Origin of the sequence: Bartonella gliris, from assembly GCF_045277155.1 — a bacterium.
GTDB lineage: Bacteria > Pseudomonadota > Alphaproteobacteria > Rhizobiales > Rhizobiaceae > Bartonella > Bartonella gliris.
The window spans coordinates 1,239,938-1,255,569 of the sequence record NZ_CP123962.1 but is presented as its reverse complement, the minus strand read 5'-3'; the positions used below and the strand labels follow the sequence as shown (position 1 = coordinate 1,255,569).

Annotated in this window: 15 protein-coding genes; 12 read left to right on the top strand and 3 right to left on the bottom strand. The window is 39.3% G+C overall.

The annotated features are described in order from the left end of the window. The first annotated feature begins 24 nt into the window (after positions 1-24). Both QHG54_RS05645 and QHG54_RS05640 read left to right on the top strand, forming a co-directional pair. On the top strand, positions 25-1,209 hold the full coding sequence (locus QHG54_RS05645; protein ID WP_406603996.1) for a DNA recombination protein RmuC: 1,185 nt from the start codon (positions 25-27) through the stop codon (positions 1,207-1,209). Between the two features lie 106 nt (positions 1,210-1,315). Then, positions 1,316-1,903: a hypothetical protein gene (locus tag QHG54_RS05640; RefSeq protein WP_317992555.1), complete on the top strand. Its 588-nt coding sequence runs from the start codon at positions 1,316-1,318 to the stop codon at positions 1,901-1,903. A gap of 1,361 nt (positions 1,904-3,264) precedes the next feature. Here QHG54_RS05640 and QHG54_RS05635 read toward each other — a convergent pair. Together QHG54_RS05635 and QHG54_RS05630 are read right to left on the bottom strand one after the other, a co-directional pair. After that, positions 3,265-3,516 carry a DUF1150 domain-containing protein gene (locus QHG54_RS05635; protein WP_317992556.1) on the bottom strand — a complete coding sequence of 84 codons (252 nt, stop codon included), beginning with the start codon at positions 3,514-3,516 and terminating at the stop codon, positions 3,265-3,267. A gap of 29 nt (positions 3,517-3,545) precedes the next feature. Continuing rightward, the gene (locus tag QHG54_RS05630) at positions 3,546-3,974 is read right to left on the bottom strand and encodes an Hsp20 family protein (protein WP_317992557.1); all 429 of its coding nucleotides are present in this window, start codon (positions 3,972-3,974) and stop codon (positions 3,546-3,548) included. 117 nt (positions 3,975-4,091) lie between these two features. Between QHG54_RS05630 and nth the strand changes: the two genes are divergently transcribed. The 10 genes from nth to QHG54_RS05580 all read left to right on the top strand — a co-directional run bounded on the left by nth (position 4,092) and on the right by QHG54_RS05580 (position 13,789). Then, positions 4,092-4,832 (top strand): endonuclease III, encoded by a 741-nt coding sequence (nth, locus tag QHG54_RS05625; protein ID WP_317992558.1) that lies wholly within the window; start codon positions 4,092-4,094, stop codon positions 4,830-4,832. Positions 4,833-4,967: 135 nt separating this feature from the next. Continuing rightward, the gene (gene rpmI / locus QHG54_RS05620; protein ID WP_317992559.1) at positions 4,968-5,171 is read left to right on the top strand and encodes a 50S ribosomal protein L35; all 204 of its coding nucleotides are present in this window, start codon (positions 4,968-4,970) and stop codon (positions 5,169-5,171) included. A 33-nt stretch (positions 5,172-5,204) separates the two neighbouring features. Beyond that, positions 5,205-5,606, top strand: coding sequence for a 50S ribosomal protein L20 (gene rplT / locus QHG54_RS05615; RefSeq protein ID WP_317992560.1), 402 nt, complete (start codon positions 5,205-5,207; stop codon positions 5,604-5,606). A 97-nt stretch (positions 5,607-5,703) separates the two neighbouring features. Then, positions 5,704-6,789, top strand: a complete 1,086-nt coding sequence (gene pheS, locus QHG54_RS05610; RefSeq protein ID WP_317992561.1) for a phenylalanine--tRNA ligase subunit alpha — start codon at positions 5,704-5,706, stop codon at positions 6,787-6,789. A 31-nt stretch (positions 6,790-6,820) separates the two neighbouring features. Beyond that, complete coding sequence (pheT, locus tag QHG54_RS05605; RefSeq protein ID WP_406603995.1) at positions 6,821-9,235, top strand: phenylalanine--tRNA ligase subunit beta; 2,415 nt, start codon at positions 6,821-6,823, stop codon at positions 9,233-9,235. A gap of 267 nt (positions 9,236-9,502) precedes the next feature. Further along, positions 9,503-10,411, top strand: coding sequence for a metal ABC transporter substrate-binding protein (locus QHG54_RS05600; RefSeq protein WP_317992563.1), 909 nt, complete (start codon positions 9,503-9,505; stop codon positions 10,409-10,411). Then, the gene (locus QHG54_RS05595; protein ID WP_317992564.1) at positions 10,408-11,238 is read left to right on the top strand and encodes a manganese/iron ABC transporter ATP-binding protein; all 831 of its coding nucleotides are present in this window, start codon (positions 10,408-10,410) and stop codon (positions 11,236-11,238) included. Before QHG54_RS05600 ends, QHG54_RS05595 begins: the two co-directional genes overlap by 4 nt. Continuing rightward, positions 11,235-12,101 carry a metal ABC transporter permease gene (locus tag QHG54_RS05590; RefSeq protein ID WP_317992565.1) on the top strand — a complete coding sequence of 289 codons (867 nt, stop codon included), beginning with the start codon at positions 11,235-11,237 and terminating at the stop codon, positions 12,099-12,101. Before QHG54_RS05595 ends, QHG54_RS05590 begins: the two co-directional genes overlap by 4 nt. Further along, entirely contained in the window at positions 12,098-13,003 is a 906-nt protein-coding gene (locus tag QHG54_RS05585; protein WP_317992566.1) for a metal ABC transporter permease, read from the top strand. The genes QHG54_RS05590 and QHG54_RS05585 overlap by 4 nt, the downstream gene beginning before the upstream one ends. Positions 13,004-13,402: 399 nt before the next feature. Continuing rightward, positions 13,403-13,789, top strand: coding sequence for a YbaN family protein (locus QHG54_RS05580; protein ID WP_406603994.1), 387 nt, complete (start codon positions 13,403-13,405; stop codon positions 13,787-13,789). 409 nt (positions 13,790-14,198) lie between these two features. On the opposite strand, the gene pncB is transcribed toward QHG54_RS05580, so the two are convergent. Then, the gene (pncB, locus tag QHG54_RS05575; protein ID WP_406603993.1) at positions 14,199-15,503 is read right to left on the bottom strand and encodes a nicotinate phosphoribosyltransferase; all 1,305 of its coding nucleotides are present in this window, start codon (positions 15,501-15,503) and stop codon (positions 14,199-14,201) included. Between the last annotated feature and the right edge of the window lie 129 nt (positions 15,504-15,632).

Below are 15,632 nucleotides of genomic sequence, written 5' to 3'. Positions count from 1 at the left end.
AATAAGAGCGTTATATTACTTTTTATGTTTGATTCGTTTTCTTCTTTCATGCCCTTTGGTGAGTCTTTTGTTAAACTGATAGCTCTACTTTTATTTGTGCTCGTTTGTTTAGCATTTTTTATGCTAATACATTCTCATCGAAAAAAGGCACTTTTGGAAAGTGAAATTGCCGAACGTGCTCGTGAGGCACAAATACAGATGTCTGCATTGCTGAAAGCACAAGCTGAAATGCAAGGGCGGATGCAGACTATGGCAGAAATTTTTGGTCAAAGGCAGGCTGAATTAAATAAGTCACTCAGTGAGCAACTTAATGGGATGACAATTAATTTGGGTCAAACTCTGCAGGTGCAGACCAAATCTACTTATGAAAACTTGAATCGTTTGCAAGAACGTTTAGCGGTGATTGATGCGGCACAAAATAATATTCAGTCGCTTACGGGACAGGTTGTTCAGTTGCAGGCCATTTTAAGTAATAAACAGACGCGTGGCACTTTTGGTCAAGGGAGGATGGAAGCAATTATTGCCGATGCTTTACCAGCTAATGCTTATGTTTTTCAGGCAGTTCTCTCAAACGGAAAACGACCAGATTGCCTCATCCATATGCCAAATAAGGCACCTTCTCTTGTTGTTGATGCTAAATTTCCTTTGGAAGCTTGGAATGCCATGCGTAAAGCAACATCAGTTCAAGAGCGTCAGGAGGCAGAACGCCAGTTTCGCACCGATATGGAAGTTCATATTCGCGATATCGCGCAGAAATACTTAATTCCTGGAGAAACACATGATACTGCTTTTCTTTTTGTGCCATCAGAATCGATTTTTGCAACAATCTATGAGGATTTTGAACCATTGGTACAAAAAGCCAATCGGGCACATGTAATTATTGTATCGCCATCTTTATTGATGTTATCTATTCAGGTTGTGCAAACTATTATGAAAGATGCGCGGATGCGTGAGCAAGCACATTTGATCCAGTCAGAAGTAGCAAAATTAATGGAGGATTTTGGGCGAATGGATACACGTGTTCGCGCTTTACAGAAACATTTTTACAAAATGGGTGAGGATATTGAAGGGATTTTAACATCATCTTCTAAAATTATGAAAAGGGCTAATCGTATTGAAGCTTTTGAATTAAAAGAGAATGATTCTGTATCAGAGCCAATCACAGCTTCTGTTCAGCCGCAAACATTGCATTTAATTGATGAAGAATAAAATAAGTCTCCTAGTACAATAAACCATGATCCGTGTTCTTTATGGATTAGTAAGAATTTTTTAGTATCCATATCTCATTAATTTCCTAATGAGAGGAAGTGAGGATATGCGACACCTTTTGTTTTTAGTGGCATTGGTGTTTCTGCTAGGGGGATGTACGACAAGCCGCCCCCTGTATACCAACAATGCTTGTGCTGTTTTAGCGCAAAAAAACGGTTTTTTTGATAATTGGGGAAGAGCTTCTAAAAATGCAGAAATGCGCCATGGAATCCCCATGTCTATTATTCTTGCAACTATTAATATGGAGTCAGGTTTTCGACACAATGCACGTCCTCCACGCAAAAAGTTGCTTGGTTTTATTCCTTGGAAGCGTCGTTCGACAGCGTATGGCTATTCTCAAGCACTAGACAGTACATGGGCAATATATCTCCGTTCCGCAGGAAGACCTTTCGCGCGGCGTACTAATTTTGCAGATGCCGCTGATTTTGTTGCTTGGTATCATCGTCAAACTGTTCTACGCAATGGTGTGAGGTTTGATGATGCCTATAGCCTGTATTTAAATTATCATATGGGACATGGTGCTTATACACGGAGTAGGGGTTATGTACCTGCAGCGCTTACACAGGCAGCAGAGCGTATGGCAAGAATATCTAGACACTATGAACAGCAATTAAGGACATGTGGTTGGCGTTAGGGAAGATTATAAAAACATCTAAATCAAGAGAGGATTGGATTGGTTTTGAAATGAATATGAGTGCAGAATTTGTCCTAATTTGAATAGACAGGTATGGTTTTGCTGGTTGCACAAATTAACTAAGTCTAGACAATCGGAAGCTTTTGCAATGCATTTGAGAGCATTATGGTAAGAACGTTTTCATGAAAATCTTTGTTTGAAAGGAAAATACGGTCTCAAGAGGTAAAAAGTTCAACATAAAAGTCTGATAGAAGAATACGATAAATCAAATTGATCAGCAAAGACTTTTCCTTGTAGTAAGAGGAAGAAAGAGCAAGCGCTGTTGTTCAAAAGATTGATGGTAGGTAATAAAAAAAGCTAGAGGTTAAGCGCAACCGTACCTCTTGATTGAAAAGAGCTATGATTCTTAAAACAGAAATTATTTTTCCAGTTTATCTAGAGAAAAAGGCTCATCATTGTGCTTTATCAGGCAATTGATCTTATAAGGATAGTTGAATTGTTTTTTGTAAAACAATCTCAGTACTGCACCCTTTAGTAACATTTGAGATAAAAGATGAAGTGGTGGGAATGCTCCATTTTTAAAGAATAGGCATGTTATTAAGAAAAATATAACCTCAAGTGCAAGGGATGGGTAAAAGATTTGACCTTCATTGAGGATAAATTTTTGAATATGCATGAAGATTCAAAATCTTATTCGTTGTTTTGTTGAAGGTGTTTATGGTGTTTTAAAATGGTGAGGGGCTCCATTTATCTCAGGCAAGTGACCTAGCATCGCAAAACCTTATAGAATCCTAGTATCAGAACGGGATCTCACATCCGATTTTGCAACAGCTTACCAAAGAATTATGGTTATGATGGAGAAGCTATGAGAATTGATACCACCTTTATTCGGATTCATTCCTGTGTTGAAAACTATAAATAAGGTCAGGATGAGGCGGAAACATTGGAAAGAAACATAAGCAAAATTCACTACGAAGAGTCACGTTGTGGTGGATTTCTTAGGGTTAATTTTTACGTTTTGTTCTACTCTAGTGAACTGGACGACTATAACTCAAATACTTTCGCTTGTTGAAAGGGATGAAAATAAACAAAGTATTGCGAATAAAAGTTACGTTCAGATACACGAAGAGAAGGATTGAGAAAGCAAAATTACATCTCTATCCTTCTTTCTCGTACAAACAAGAAAACATCGTATAACGATGATGAACACCTTTACAATGAACACCACTATTGAAGACTTTTTCAATAAAACAACCACTTCGGATATATCTTCTAGCGATTGGATAAAAAAGCCTCTTTTTTATAAGATTGCTAACTTATTCTTCAATCATCCTATAATTTAGAAAATGAAGTGCCCAAACCTAGTGTAGGGTTACAATTTGCAGTTCATGTTCATTGGCTCCTGCAAGAGCAATAGAGCGCTCATCGGATAAAATTATCGGATAACCTGTTTCACCAAAGAGAGCCCATATTGTAATTCCTGGAGTCATTGGTGGAAGATCTGGAAAGTTTTTAGCCAAATCATCTGTACAAACCTTTTTTAAATAAGCAATCTGCCCTGTTTCAGAAGGGGGCACGTCTTGTAATAAAAAGTTCTGTTTATGCTCTCCCATTTCATTATTCCTTTACGCATTAACTTTTATTACCCACCACTACTCACTTTAATTGGAATCTGCTTCGTTTGTTTTTTTAATTTTGGTTGATGTAAGTTAATTGATAAAAGACCATTTTTCAACTCAGCATTTGTGACCTGCATTCCTTCAGCGAGAAGAAAGGTACGTTGGAATTGGCGTGCAGCTATACCGCGATATAAATATTGATGGTTTTGATTGTTTGTTTGTTTACCATGAATGATCAGTTGATTGCCATCTAATAAAATACTGAGATTATTGATTTGAAATCCGGCAACAGCCAAAGTTATGCGTATATGGTTTGCATCATCGTTTTTGTGCAAACGCTCTATGTTATAAGCTGGGTAAGCCTCATCAGCTTTACTAATGCGTTGTAATATTTTCTCCACCGCTTCAAATCCTAAAAGAAGGGGATTGGAGAAAGGCGTCACATGTGTCATTGTGAGTGTCCTCTTCAAAGCGGCTACTTGACCAAACTCTAAAAAAAAGCGTTTGTTACATCCCTCTCATATGGCAAGTGTAATGGGTAACTTCAAGAGAAAAGATGAAAGAGTTCAATGACTCACAAAACAAAAAAATTGTCAAAGGCAAGAAGAATTGCTGGAATATTGTATAGGGAAGACGAAATTGCAGAAATATTTCGTCGTTTTTCTATTCAACGCCCGATTCCCAAAAGTGATCTTATCTATACCAATGTTTTTACTCTCTTAATTGCAGTTATTCTTTCGGCTCAAGCTACAGATGCTAGCGTTAATAAGGTAACAAAAGAATTATTCCGCCTCGCGGATCAACCAGAAAAAATGATTACATTAGGAGAAGAAGAGATTGCACGTCATATTCGTACAATTGGTCTTTGGCGTGCGAAAGCGCGCAACGTTTACACGCTTTGCAGTTTTTTAATTGATCAGTATGGCGGTCAAGTACCTGATAATCGTGAGGCCCTTATGGCACTTCCTGGAGTAGGGCGTAAAACTGCAAATGTTGTTTTGAATGTTGCTTTTGGGCAACCTACTATAGCTGTGGACACGCATATTTTTCGTCTTGGGAACCGTCTTGGTTTAGCACCTGGTAAAACACCAGAAATTGTTGAAGAAAAGTTGCTAAAGATTATACCGGTCGGTTATCTTCGTTATGCGCATCATTGGCTTGTTTTACATGGGCGTTATATTTGTCAAGCACGTAAAGCACACTGTACGCAATGCATTATTGCTGATTTATGTAAAGCAGCAATCAAAACAAATGCAATTCCAGCACCTTTGGTTGAAGTTCAAGGCAATGGAGCTCCAATTTTTTTTTGATACGGACTTGCTATTTTGTGTATAGTGGCTTATGGAAATACTAATTGGAGCCGCCCGGCAGGGCATGCCGTGGCTGTTCAGGTGCTTATTCAAGCGTTGGTCCGTTTGAGTGAATAAAATGTATGGAGTAGCAAAATGCCCAAGATGAAGACCAAATCATCCGCTAAAAAGCGGTTTAAAATCACTGCGTCAGGCAAAGTTAAAGCAGCAGCTGCAGGCAAACGCCACGGCATGATTAAACGTTCTAATAAGTTTATTCGTGATGCTCGTGGAACAATGGTTCTGACTGAGCCAGATGCTAAAAAAGTCATTCAGTATTATTTGCCGAATGGCCTTTAAGCTTAGCGCTTTTGATTTTTAGGAGAGTATCATATGGCACGTGTAAAAAGAGGTGTTACAGCGCACGCTAAACACAAGAAGGTTCTTAAACAGGCTGAAGGTTTTTACGGTCGTCGTAAAAATACCATTCGTGCAGCTAAAGCAGCGGTTGATCGCTCAAAACAGTACGCTTATCGTGATCGCAAAAATAGAAAACGCACTTTCCGTGCTTTGTGGATTCAAAGAATCAATGCAGCTGTTCGCGCAGAAGGCCTAACTTATGGGCGTTTTATTGATGGTTTATCAAAAGCAGGTATTGAGGTTGATCGTAAAGTTCTTTCAGATATAGCAGTTCACGAATCCGCGGCATTTTCTGCTTTAGTGGCTTCCGCGAAGAAGGCTTTGGAATATTTGAAAGATACAACGCCTAATGCTTTTGAAGGCGCTGTCAAATAAGCCAGTTGTGTTCTCTTAAAGCATTCATTTATTCGGGATCCCGTACTGGTTATTACGAGTGCGGGGTTTTTTTTATTCAGAAAATAGGCAAAAAAACATGAGCGATATTGAGCGTCTGGAACAAGAAATTTGTTTGGCTTTAGAAGCAGCTAATGATGAACAGTCCCTTGAAACAGTGCGTATTGCGGCATTAGGAAAAAAAGGCAGCATCTCTGAAAAATTAAAAGCATTAGGAAAGATGGATGCCGAAGAACGCCATAAAGTTGGACCAGTTCTAAATGGATTAAAAAATCGCGTTTTAGAATTATGGGCACAAAAGCGTGATTTTCTTAGACGCCAAGCAATGGATGCACGCCTTTCTAGTGAAAGGGTTGATGTTACTTTGCCTGTGCGTTCTTCGCCTATAGAACGGGGACGTATTCATCCTATCTCACAGGTAATTGAGGAAATTATAGCCATTTATACGAATATGGGTTTTTCACTTGCAGAGGGACCCGATATTGAAACAGATTATTACAATTTTACAGCATTAAATTTTCCTGAAGGTCATCCCGCACGGGAAATGCATGATACCTTCTTTTTTAATGTTGATAAAACGGGAGAGCAGAAATTATTGCGCACCCATACCTCACCCGTGCAAATCCGTACGATGGAAAGGCAAAAAGCACCAATACGTATCATTATTCCGGGAAAAACTTACCGTATGGATTCAGATGCCACGCATTCTCCAATGTTTCATCAGGTAGAAGGTCTTGTGATTGATAAAACTTCTACCATTGCACATATGATGTGGCTTCATGAGACTTTTTGTAAAGCTTTTTTTGAAGTTCCTTCTGTAAAAATGCGTTTTCGTCCATCTTTTTTTCCTTTTACCGAGCCCTCTATGGAAGTAGATATTCAATGTGACCGTTCTGGTTCAGAAGTAAAGTTTGGTGAAGGACAGGATTGGCTGGAAATCTTAGGATGCGGAATGGTGCATCCTCATGTATTAAGGAATGTTGGTTTAGATCCTGATGAGTATCAGGGTTTTGCATGGGGAATGGGCATTGATCGTGTTGCCATGTTGAAATATGGAATGCCTGATTTGCGGGCTTTTTTTGATGCTGATCTCCGTTGGTTAGACCATTATGGCTTTCGTTGCTTTGATATGCCTGCTTTTTTTCCTGTTTTAAGAAATATGTGATCTTGTCATAACTTTCATGTGAGGTTTTAAAATGAAATTTACATTGTCTTGGTTAAAAGATCACTTAGAGACAGATGCGTCTTTCGATGAAATTTGTGATAAACTAACAGCTATTGGCCTTGAAGTTGATCATGTGGATGACCGTTCTTCTTTAAAAGGTTTTGTGATTGCAAAAGTTTTAACGGCAATGAAACATCCTGATGCAGATAAACTCCAGATTTTGTCGGTAGATACAGGGACTGGTACACCTGTGCAAGTTATCTGCGGGGCATCAAATGCACGTGCTGGGCTTGTTGGTGTTCTTGCGTTGCCTGGCACTTATGTGCCTGGACTTGATGTCATATTATCTGTGGGCAAAATCCGCGGTGTTGAAAGTTTTGGGATGATGTGTTCACAAGCGGAGCTTGAGCTATCGAATGAGCACGATGGGATTATCGAGCTTCCAGAAGATACACCTATTGGAGGTTCGTTTGCGGCTTATGCAGGTTTGGATGACCCAATAATTGATATTGGTTTGACACCCAACCGTTCTGATTGCACTGGTGTTCGCGGTATTGCGCGTGATCTTGCTGCCGCTGGAATCGGACGATTAAAAGAACTCTCTTTACCACAATTTGTCGCTTCCTTTGAAACGCCACTTCATGTTTCTTTAGATTTTTCGCAAGGCTTACCATTATGTTTAGGTTTTGCTTGGCGTGAAGTACGCAATGTTCAAAATGGGATATCACCGCAATGGATGCAGCAGCGTTTGAGTGCAATTGGTTTGAGACCGATTAGTGCGCTGGTTGATATGACCAATTACATAAGTTTTGATCTTGGTCGTCCACTTCATGTTTTTGATGCCGATAAGATTAAAGGGAATTTGAGTATACGTCGTGGTCGTGAAGGTGAACAGCTTCAGGCGCTTAACGGAAAAATCTATAATTTGAGTGTTAAAGATTGTGTCATTGCAGATGAAGAGGGCGTTGTTTCGATTGCCGGCATCATGGGTGGTGAAAGAACGAGCTGTGATGAAACAACGCGTCGCGTTATTATTGAATCAGCGCTTTGGGATGCGCAGAGTATTGCACAGACGGGTCGTGCATTAGGACTTATCAGTGATGCACGTTATCGGTTTGAACGGGGGGTTGATCCGGCTTTTATGGAAACAGGGCTTGAGATTGCAACAGAATTGGTTTTACGCCTTTGTGGTGGTGAAGTTTCAAAGATGAAGATTGTTGGTTATCAGCAGCCAGAAATCAAACAGATTGCCTTTCCTTTATCTGAAATTAAACGTTTGACAAGTTTAGAGATAGAGCGTGAACAAGTCCTTACTATTTTGACACAGCTTGGATTTGGCATTGAAGAAAAAGGAGATGTAGTTACGGTTAAAGTACCAACATGGCGCCCTGATATCGCTGGTAAAGCCGATTTAGTGGAAGAGGTAATGAGGATTTATGGGCTAGATAAAATTAAACCTGTTCCGTTAGAAAGCTTTGCAGAGGGAAAAGATCAAGTTTTAACATGTTCGCAGATTCGTACACGTGTTACGCGTTTAGCTTTAGCGCATCGAGGTATGAAGGAAGCCGTGACGTGGTCTTTTATTTCTGAAAATCAGGCACTTGCTTTTGGAGGTGCTCAAGAACAGCTTAAATTAGTAAATCCGATTTCGACTGGTATGTCCGTGATGCGTCCTTCTCTTTTACCTGGTTTGCTTGTAGCGGCACAGCGAAATGCTGATCGTGGTTTTCCAGATCTTGCATTGTTTGAAGTTTCCAGCATTTACGAAGATGATACACCTGATAAACAACAACGCGTTGCTGGTGGTATTCGCCGCGGCACAGAACGATTTGAAGGAGCAGGACGCTTTTGGGATGGTGATACGGCAGTAGTTGATGTTTTTGATGCCAAAGCGGATGCATTGGCTGTTTTAGAAGCCTGCGGTATGGATGTCGGCAAAGTGCAGATTGAGGTTGGAGCACCCGATTGGTATCATCCTGGTCGCTCGGGAGTCATGAAGCTTGGATCAAAGGTTATTCTTGGTTTTTTTGGCGTTTTTCATCCTGCTACATTAGAAAAGTTAGATGTTAGTGGTCCTTTATGCGGTTTTGAAGTCTTTCTTGATCGGATTCCAGAGCCAAAGAAAAAGATAACGAAAAGCCGTTCTCCTTTGAAATTATTGCCTTTTCAAATAGTACGGCGTGATTTTGCATTTGTTGTTGATAAAGCAGTTGCCTCTTCTCTTATTGTCCGTGCTGCAAGCGGAGCGGATAAGAAGCTTATTCATTCAGTGCGGGTTTTTGATCTTTTTGAAGATTCAGCGCTTGGCGAAGATAAAAAATCTGTTGCGATTGAAGTTGCTATTCAACCTATTGAACGAACTTTGACCGATGAAGATTTAGAAGAACTTGCTTTGAAGGTAGTAGAAAATGTTACTAAGTCGACGGGAGCATATTTGCGTCGTTGAGTATACTTCTTATCGGGTTATTTTATAAAACGGGAGCACTTTTGAGTGCTCCTTTATTTTTTAGACATTCAAGATCTCTAGAGCTTCTTGAAATGGACCTTCATATCAAACAACATTCTCTTAAATATTAGCTTTTTCAAGGCGAAAAAGAATTTTTTTAAACAACTTGGAAAATTATTTTTTTGTAAAAATCCTTCATTGCAAAGATAAAAGATAACTGCTATTGCTAAATAGTAATGCAAATCATTGGCAATAAAGAGAGGATCAATGAACGTAAAAACGTTTTTTACTATAACTTTTTGGAGTGTTATTTTTTTTGCACCCGATTTAGCTTTGTGTGCTGGCAAATTTAAAGCTGTTACGACTTTCACGATCATTGCTGATATGGCACGCAATGTAGCAGGTGATGCCGCTGATGTTGAATCAATCACAAAACCAGGTGCTGAAATTCACGAATACCAACCTACACCTCGTGACCTTATGCGTGCCCAAGGGGCGAATCTTATATTGTGGAATGGGTTAGAGTTAGAGCTTTGGTTTGAAAAGTTTTTCCAAAATATCAAGGATGTTCCGAGTGTCGTTGTTTCAGAAGGCGTTGTGCCGATTAAAATTGGTGAGGGGCCGTTCAGTGGGAAGCCTAATCCCCATGCATGGATGTCACCAACTTCAGCTTTGACTTACGTTGATAATATCCGTGATGCTTTTATAAAATACGATCCTGAGCATTCTGCTATTTATAAAGAAAATGCTGAAATTTATAAGCAGAAGATTCGCGCGACGATTGAGCCAATCAAAGCTGAATTGGAAGCATTACCGGAAAACAAGCGTTGGCTTGTGACCAGTGAAGGCGCATTTAGTTATCTAGCTCGTGATTTTGATCTGAAAGAGCTCTACCTTTGGCCAATTAATGCCGATCAGCAGGGGACACCGCAGCAGGTTAAGCATGTTATTGACATGGTTCGAAAACACAATATCCAAGCAGTTTTTTCGGAGAGCACTATTTCTCCAGCACCTGCCAAGCAAGTTGCGAGAGAAACAGGGGCTAAATACGGTGGTGTTCTTTATGTTGATTCTCTGAGCGAGAAAAATGGTGAGGTCCCTACCTATATTGATTTATTGCGCGTTACGAGTGCACGAATTGCTAGTGCTTTGTCAGATGGAGTGAAAGGTCAATGATTGGATCTGGAATATTTGCGCAAGGCGTAACAGTAACGTATCGTAATGGGCATACAGCTCTACGCGAAGTGAGTTTTAAAAGCCCAACAGGCTCTATTACGGCACTGGTTGGGGTTAATGGATCAGGGAAGTCAACATTATTTAAAGCTATTATGGGATTTGTACAACCTTCAAAGGGAAAAATTCGTATTTTTGATTTACCAGTTGAAGTAGCTTTGAAACAAAACCTTATTGCTTATGTTCCTCAAAGTGAGGATGTTGATTGGAATTTTCCTGTTCTCGTCGAAGATGTTGTTTTGATGGGGCGGTATGGTCACATGAACTTCTTTCGCTATGCACGGGCACAGGATTATAAAGCTGTTCGCGTTGCATTAGAACGCGTTGATATGTTGGCATTCGCTAAGCGGCAAATTGGTGAACTTTCTGGAGGCCAAAAAAAACGTGTTTTTCTAGCACGTGCCCTTGCACAGCAAGCAAAAGCTATTTTATTAGATGAGCCATTTACAGGGGTGGATGTCACAACGGAAGATAAAATCATCGCTTTGTTGCAAGATCTACGTAAAGAAGGCGCTGTAATATTAGTTTCTACTCATAATTTAGGCTCTGTTCGTGAATTTTGTGATCACACTGTCTTAATAAAGGGAACTGTTTTAGCTTCTGGGTTAACAGAAAGTGTCTTTACACAAAAAAATCTTGAAAAAACTTTTGGTGGTTCTTTACATCATCATCTTTTTGATCTTCACAGTACAAAAAAAAATGATGTTCTCACAGGGGGCAAACAGCCTTTGGTTCTTGAGAGTTCTCAAAGAGTGGAGCATGTTGCATGATTTCTTGGTTGCTTGAACCACTAAGCTATCAATATATGGTTAATGCAATGTGGGTTTCAGGGTTAGTTGGGTGTGTTTGCGCCTTTCTTTCTGCTTTTTTGATGTTAAAAGGTTGGTCATTGATTGGTGATGCACTGTCCCATTCGATTGTACCTGGAGTAGCAGGGGCTTACCTTTTAGGTTTACCTTTTTCGCTTGGAGCTTTTTTTTCTGGTGGGCTTGCTGCAGCAGCGATGCTTTTTTTTAACCAACGAACAAAGCTGAAAGAAGATACCATTATTGGTCTCATTTTTTCTTCCTTTTTTGCTTTTGGATTGTTTCTCAAATCCTTGAAACCGATGGCTGTTAATATTGATACAATTGTTTTGGGAAATATTTTAGCAGTCAGTTCATCAGATATTCTACAATTGGCTCTTATTGGTTTTTTTTCTTTGCTTATATTGCTTTTGAAGTGGAAAGATCTCCTTGTTTCTTTATTTGATGAAACGCATGCACGTGCTATTGGGTTAAACGTAAAGTTTTTAAAGATTCTCTTCTTCACACTGCTTTCCGCTTGTACTGTTGCCGCCATGCAAACAGTTGGAGCATTTTTGGTTATCTGTCTTGTCGTGACTCCAGGCGCAACAGCTTATCTTTTAAGTGACCGTTTTGTAAATATTTTGGTTATTGCAGTTGTGATTGGAACCTTTACAAGTGTATTGGGGGTGTATGTGAGTTATTTTTTGAATGCACAAACCGGTGGTGTTGTTGTACTTTTTCAGGCATTTCTGTTTATGGTTGCCTTTATTTTTGCTCCTAAACATGGGTTTATTGCGGCGCGTCTACGTATAAATGCGGCAAAAAAGGGTGTGATGATATCATGATTGATCAATTACTCCTTCCTTTTCAGTTTTCTTTTATGCTTAAGGGGATGGTTATTGTTACTATCCTTTCTGTTCCAATGGCGATGCTTTCTTGTTTTCTTATTTTGAAAGGATGGGCACTTTTAGGTGATGCGATTTCCCATGCGGTTTTTCCTGGTGTCGTTGTTGGTTACATGGCAACACCGTGGGTGATAGCATTTTTGACTTCTTTACCATTTGCTTGGTTTCATAATGTGCGCCCAGCGAATGTTACGATGACTTTGATTACTTGTGGTGCTTTTGTTGCGGGTATGATTTGTGCCCTTGTGACGGGTTTTTTAGGGAGCAATAGCCGTATCAAGCAGGATACGGTGATGGGTGTTGTTTTTTCATCTATGTTTGGTTTGGGGCTTGTTTTGGCAACGTCCATTTATAGTAGCCTGGATCTGAATCATATTCTATTTGGTAATCTCTTGGGTGTTAATTGGCTTGATATTACGCAGACAGCGATAATTTCTGCTCTTGTCACGTTTGTTTTAGGAGCAAAATGGCGTGATTTCATGCTGTATATTTTTGATTCAGTTCAAGGTCGTGCAATGGGGTTACGAATATCGCTCCTCCACTATACGCTTTTAACGATGATTTCTCTCACGATCGTTGCGGCTTTGAAAGCTGTGGGGATTGTTCTCGTTATCTCTTTATTGATAGCACCAGGAGCAATTGCTTATCTTATCACAAAGCGATTTTCTTTTATGTTGGTAATCGCTGTGTTGGTCGCAGCTCTTTCTGGTTTTTTAGGAATTTATCTAAGCTTATTCATTGGTTCTGATTCTGCTTCTACAATTGTGTTGATTTTAACATTAATCTTTATTGCTATTTTTCTGTCGATTTTCTTTCGTCACACAACAATTCATGAAATTTGAGCGCGAAAAGATTTATTGCATAACAGCAATGCATTTTTGTAGGTTGTCTCTAACGCTTGTTTTAACTAGACAGCGAGGTGCTAGGTCATTTTCCTCCTAATATCTAGCAGATGGGTGCAGCATTTTCTTCTCCCCCCCAACGCTGCATTCATAATTAAGAGGCTGCATTGATTTATTCTGCAGCCTTTTTTTATTTTGGGCTTTTCTAAAAATTTTTTCTTATTGCTTGAAAACTTTGAAAGGATCATCATATTGCGTAAGCTGTTCTATGTTTTGGAAGGAATTATCACCGAAAATATACTTACCAATGAAGTGGTATGAAGCAGTGGTTGTGCGCTAAAGCTTTTGAAAAGCAAGGGGATAATGATGATTTCTTGTACAGGAAAGTGGCGCTAGAGGATGAAAAAAGATTTTAAAATATCTCACTCTTTGCGTATTTGCACTTCTATAGTGGGTTGGGTAATGGTTGTTTTAGGTATTATCGGTATAGTATTACCTATTATGCCAACCGTGCCTTTTTTAATAGTTGCTTCATGGTGTTTTTCTCGTTCATCACCACGTTTTCATAGTTGGCTGAATAATCACCGCATTTTTGGTCCGCCTATTAAGAAATGGGAAGAAAAGCGCGCCATTCCGCCATTTTTAAAAGTTTTTGCGGTGGTGAGTATGGCAGGTGGTTTTTTATCTTTTTGGGTGATGGTGCACCCTGCTTTGTGGTTTGCCTTGTTAGTTTCTGCTATTTTGCTGTTGATAGCTATTTATATTGTGACACGTCCATCTTCATAATGGTAAAAATAAAAGCTTTATGAGCTCAATACTCTTTTTATCTTTTTATCTTTATGAGTTCCTTGGAGCTATTGACAGAAAAGTTTTAGCCTTCAAATTTTAGGATAACATCTACATATTAGGATGTATATTAGCTGATAAGCTTTTTTAGAATGTATAAAATTGTATGTTCATTAGTTAGAATGATATGTTTATGAAACAGTTTTAGCCGCAAAGGTGATTGCATACGAATACTTTAATCGGGTGTTTGTAAAATTACGTCTATTAATCATGATGATTATATTCATAACATAATGGAGATATTCTTTGTGTACGTTAAGAGTGATGGGGTAGTACTTGCTTATTGCTATTGATCTGTGACTGATTTCATAGCTGTTTGTCTTTAATTTTATACCAATTAGCGGATGATTTAAGTCTTCATGGGCCTATCAACACGGTTTTCATTACCAAAAAAATTGAGATAACGTTGTATTTCTTGCGGGTCACCGGTGATTTTTTCGGGATTATCTGAAAGTTTTACGGCTGGCCGACCATTAGCATGAGTAACTTTACAGACAAGGGAAAGAGCATCAAAAGTTGCAATTTCTTTTGGAGTACAGCCTGCAAAATCATTGGTAAGATCTGTTCCCCACCCAAAACTCATGCGCACTTTGCCATGGAAATGGTGATAGGTTTTTTCAATTGTATTGACATCGAGAGCATCAGAAAAAATCAATAATTTTTCACGTGGGTCTTTTCCTTTTTCTTTCCACCATTTGATAATACGTTCGCCGCCCTCAATAGGCGGAGCACTATCAGGTCTAAAACCTGTCCAATCAGCTACCCAATCTGGTGCATTGCGTAAAAATGCTTCTGTGCCAAAAGTATCAGGCAAAACAATGAGAAGATTTCCACCATAATAACGATTCCAATCTTGCAAGACTTGATAAGGTGCTTTGCACAATTCATTATCATTATTGGTGAGAGCGGCAATGACCATGGGCAATTCATGTGCATTTGTACCAAGAGCTTCTAGATCTGTATCCATAGCAAGAAGGACATTGGAAGTTCCTGTAAAAGCATTGCCAATACCTTCTTTTAATGCTTCGACACACCAGCGTTGCCATAAAAAAGAATGACGACGTCTTGTACCAAAGTCGGATATTTTAATATCAGGAAATTTCTTGAGACGTTCAACTTTACTCCACATTTTTGCTTTAGCACGCGCATAAAGCACATCAAGTGCAAAACGCCCCAAGTTTTTCAGAGCAGCACGTGAACGTAATTCACTGATAATAGCAAGGGCAGGGATTTCCCACATGGAACTATGGGTCCAAGGGCCGTGGAAATGAAGAATATATTGGCCATCTTTGCGGGTTAGTTCATATTCTGGTAGTTGAAAATTCTCAAGCCAATGAAGAAAATCTGGTTGGAAAATTTGTTTACGCCCATAAAATGTATTACCAGCGAGCCAGATCATTTCTTTTTTCGTAAAGCGTAAACTAAGGGCATGATCAAGTTGGGCACGCAGCTCACCCTCATCAATTTCATCGGCAAGACGGATTGTTTTGATGCGGTTTATGAGGGAAAAAGTAACATTTACGTTTGGGTAAAGCCCCCAAATCATCTGTACCATAAGAAGCTTATAAAAATCCGTATCGAGAAGTGAACGAATAATGGGATCAAGTTTCCAAGTATGATTGTAAACACGTCTAGCAATATCTGGGTGATTCATAACCCTTTTTCTTTCAGTTTTTTGGAATCTAAAATTGTTGTGCACCAAAACGATTAATATAGGAAGGACAGAAACTATAACAACTTTACAGTTTCGGACAAGAATAAAAAATGCCGTGATCTTTATCTT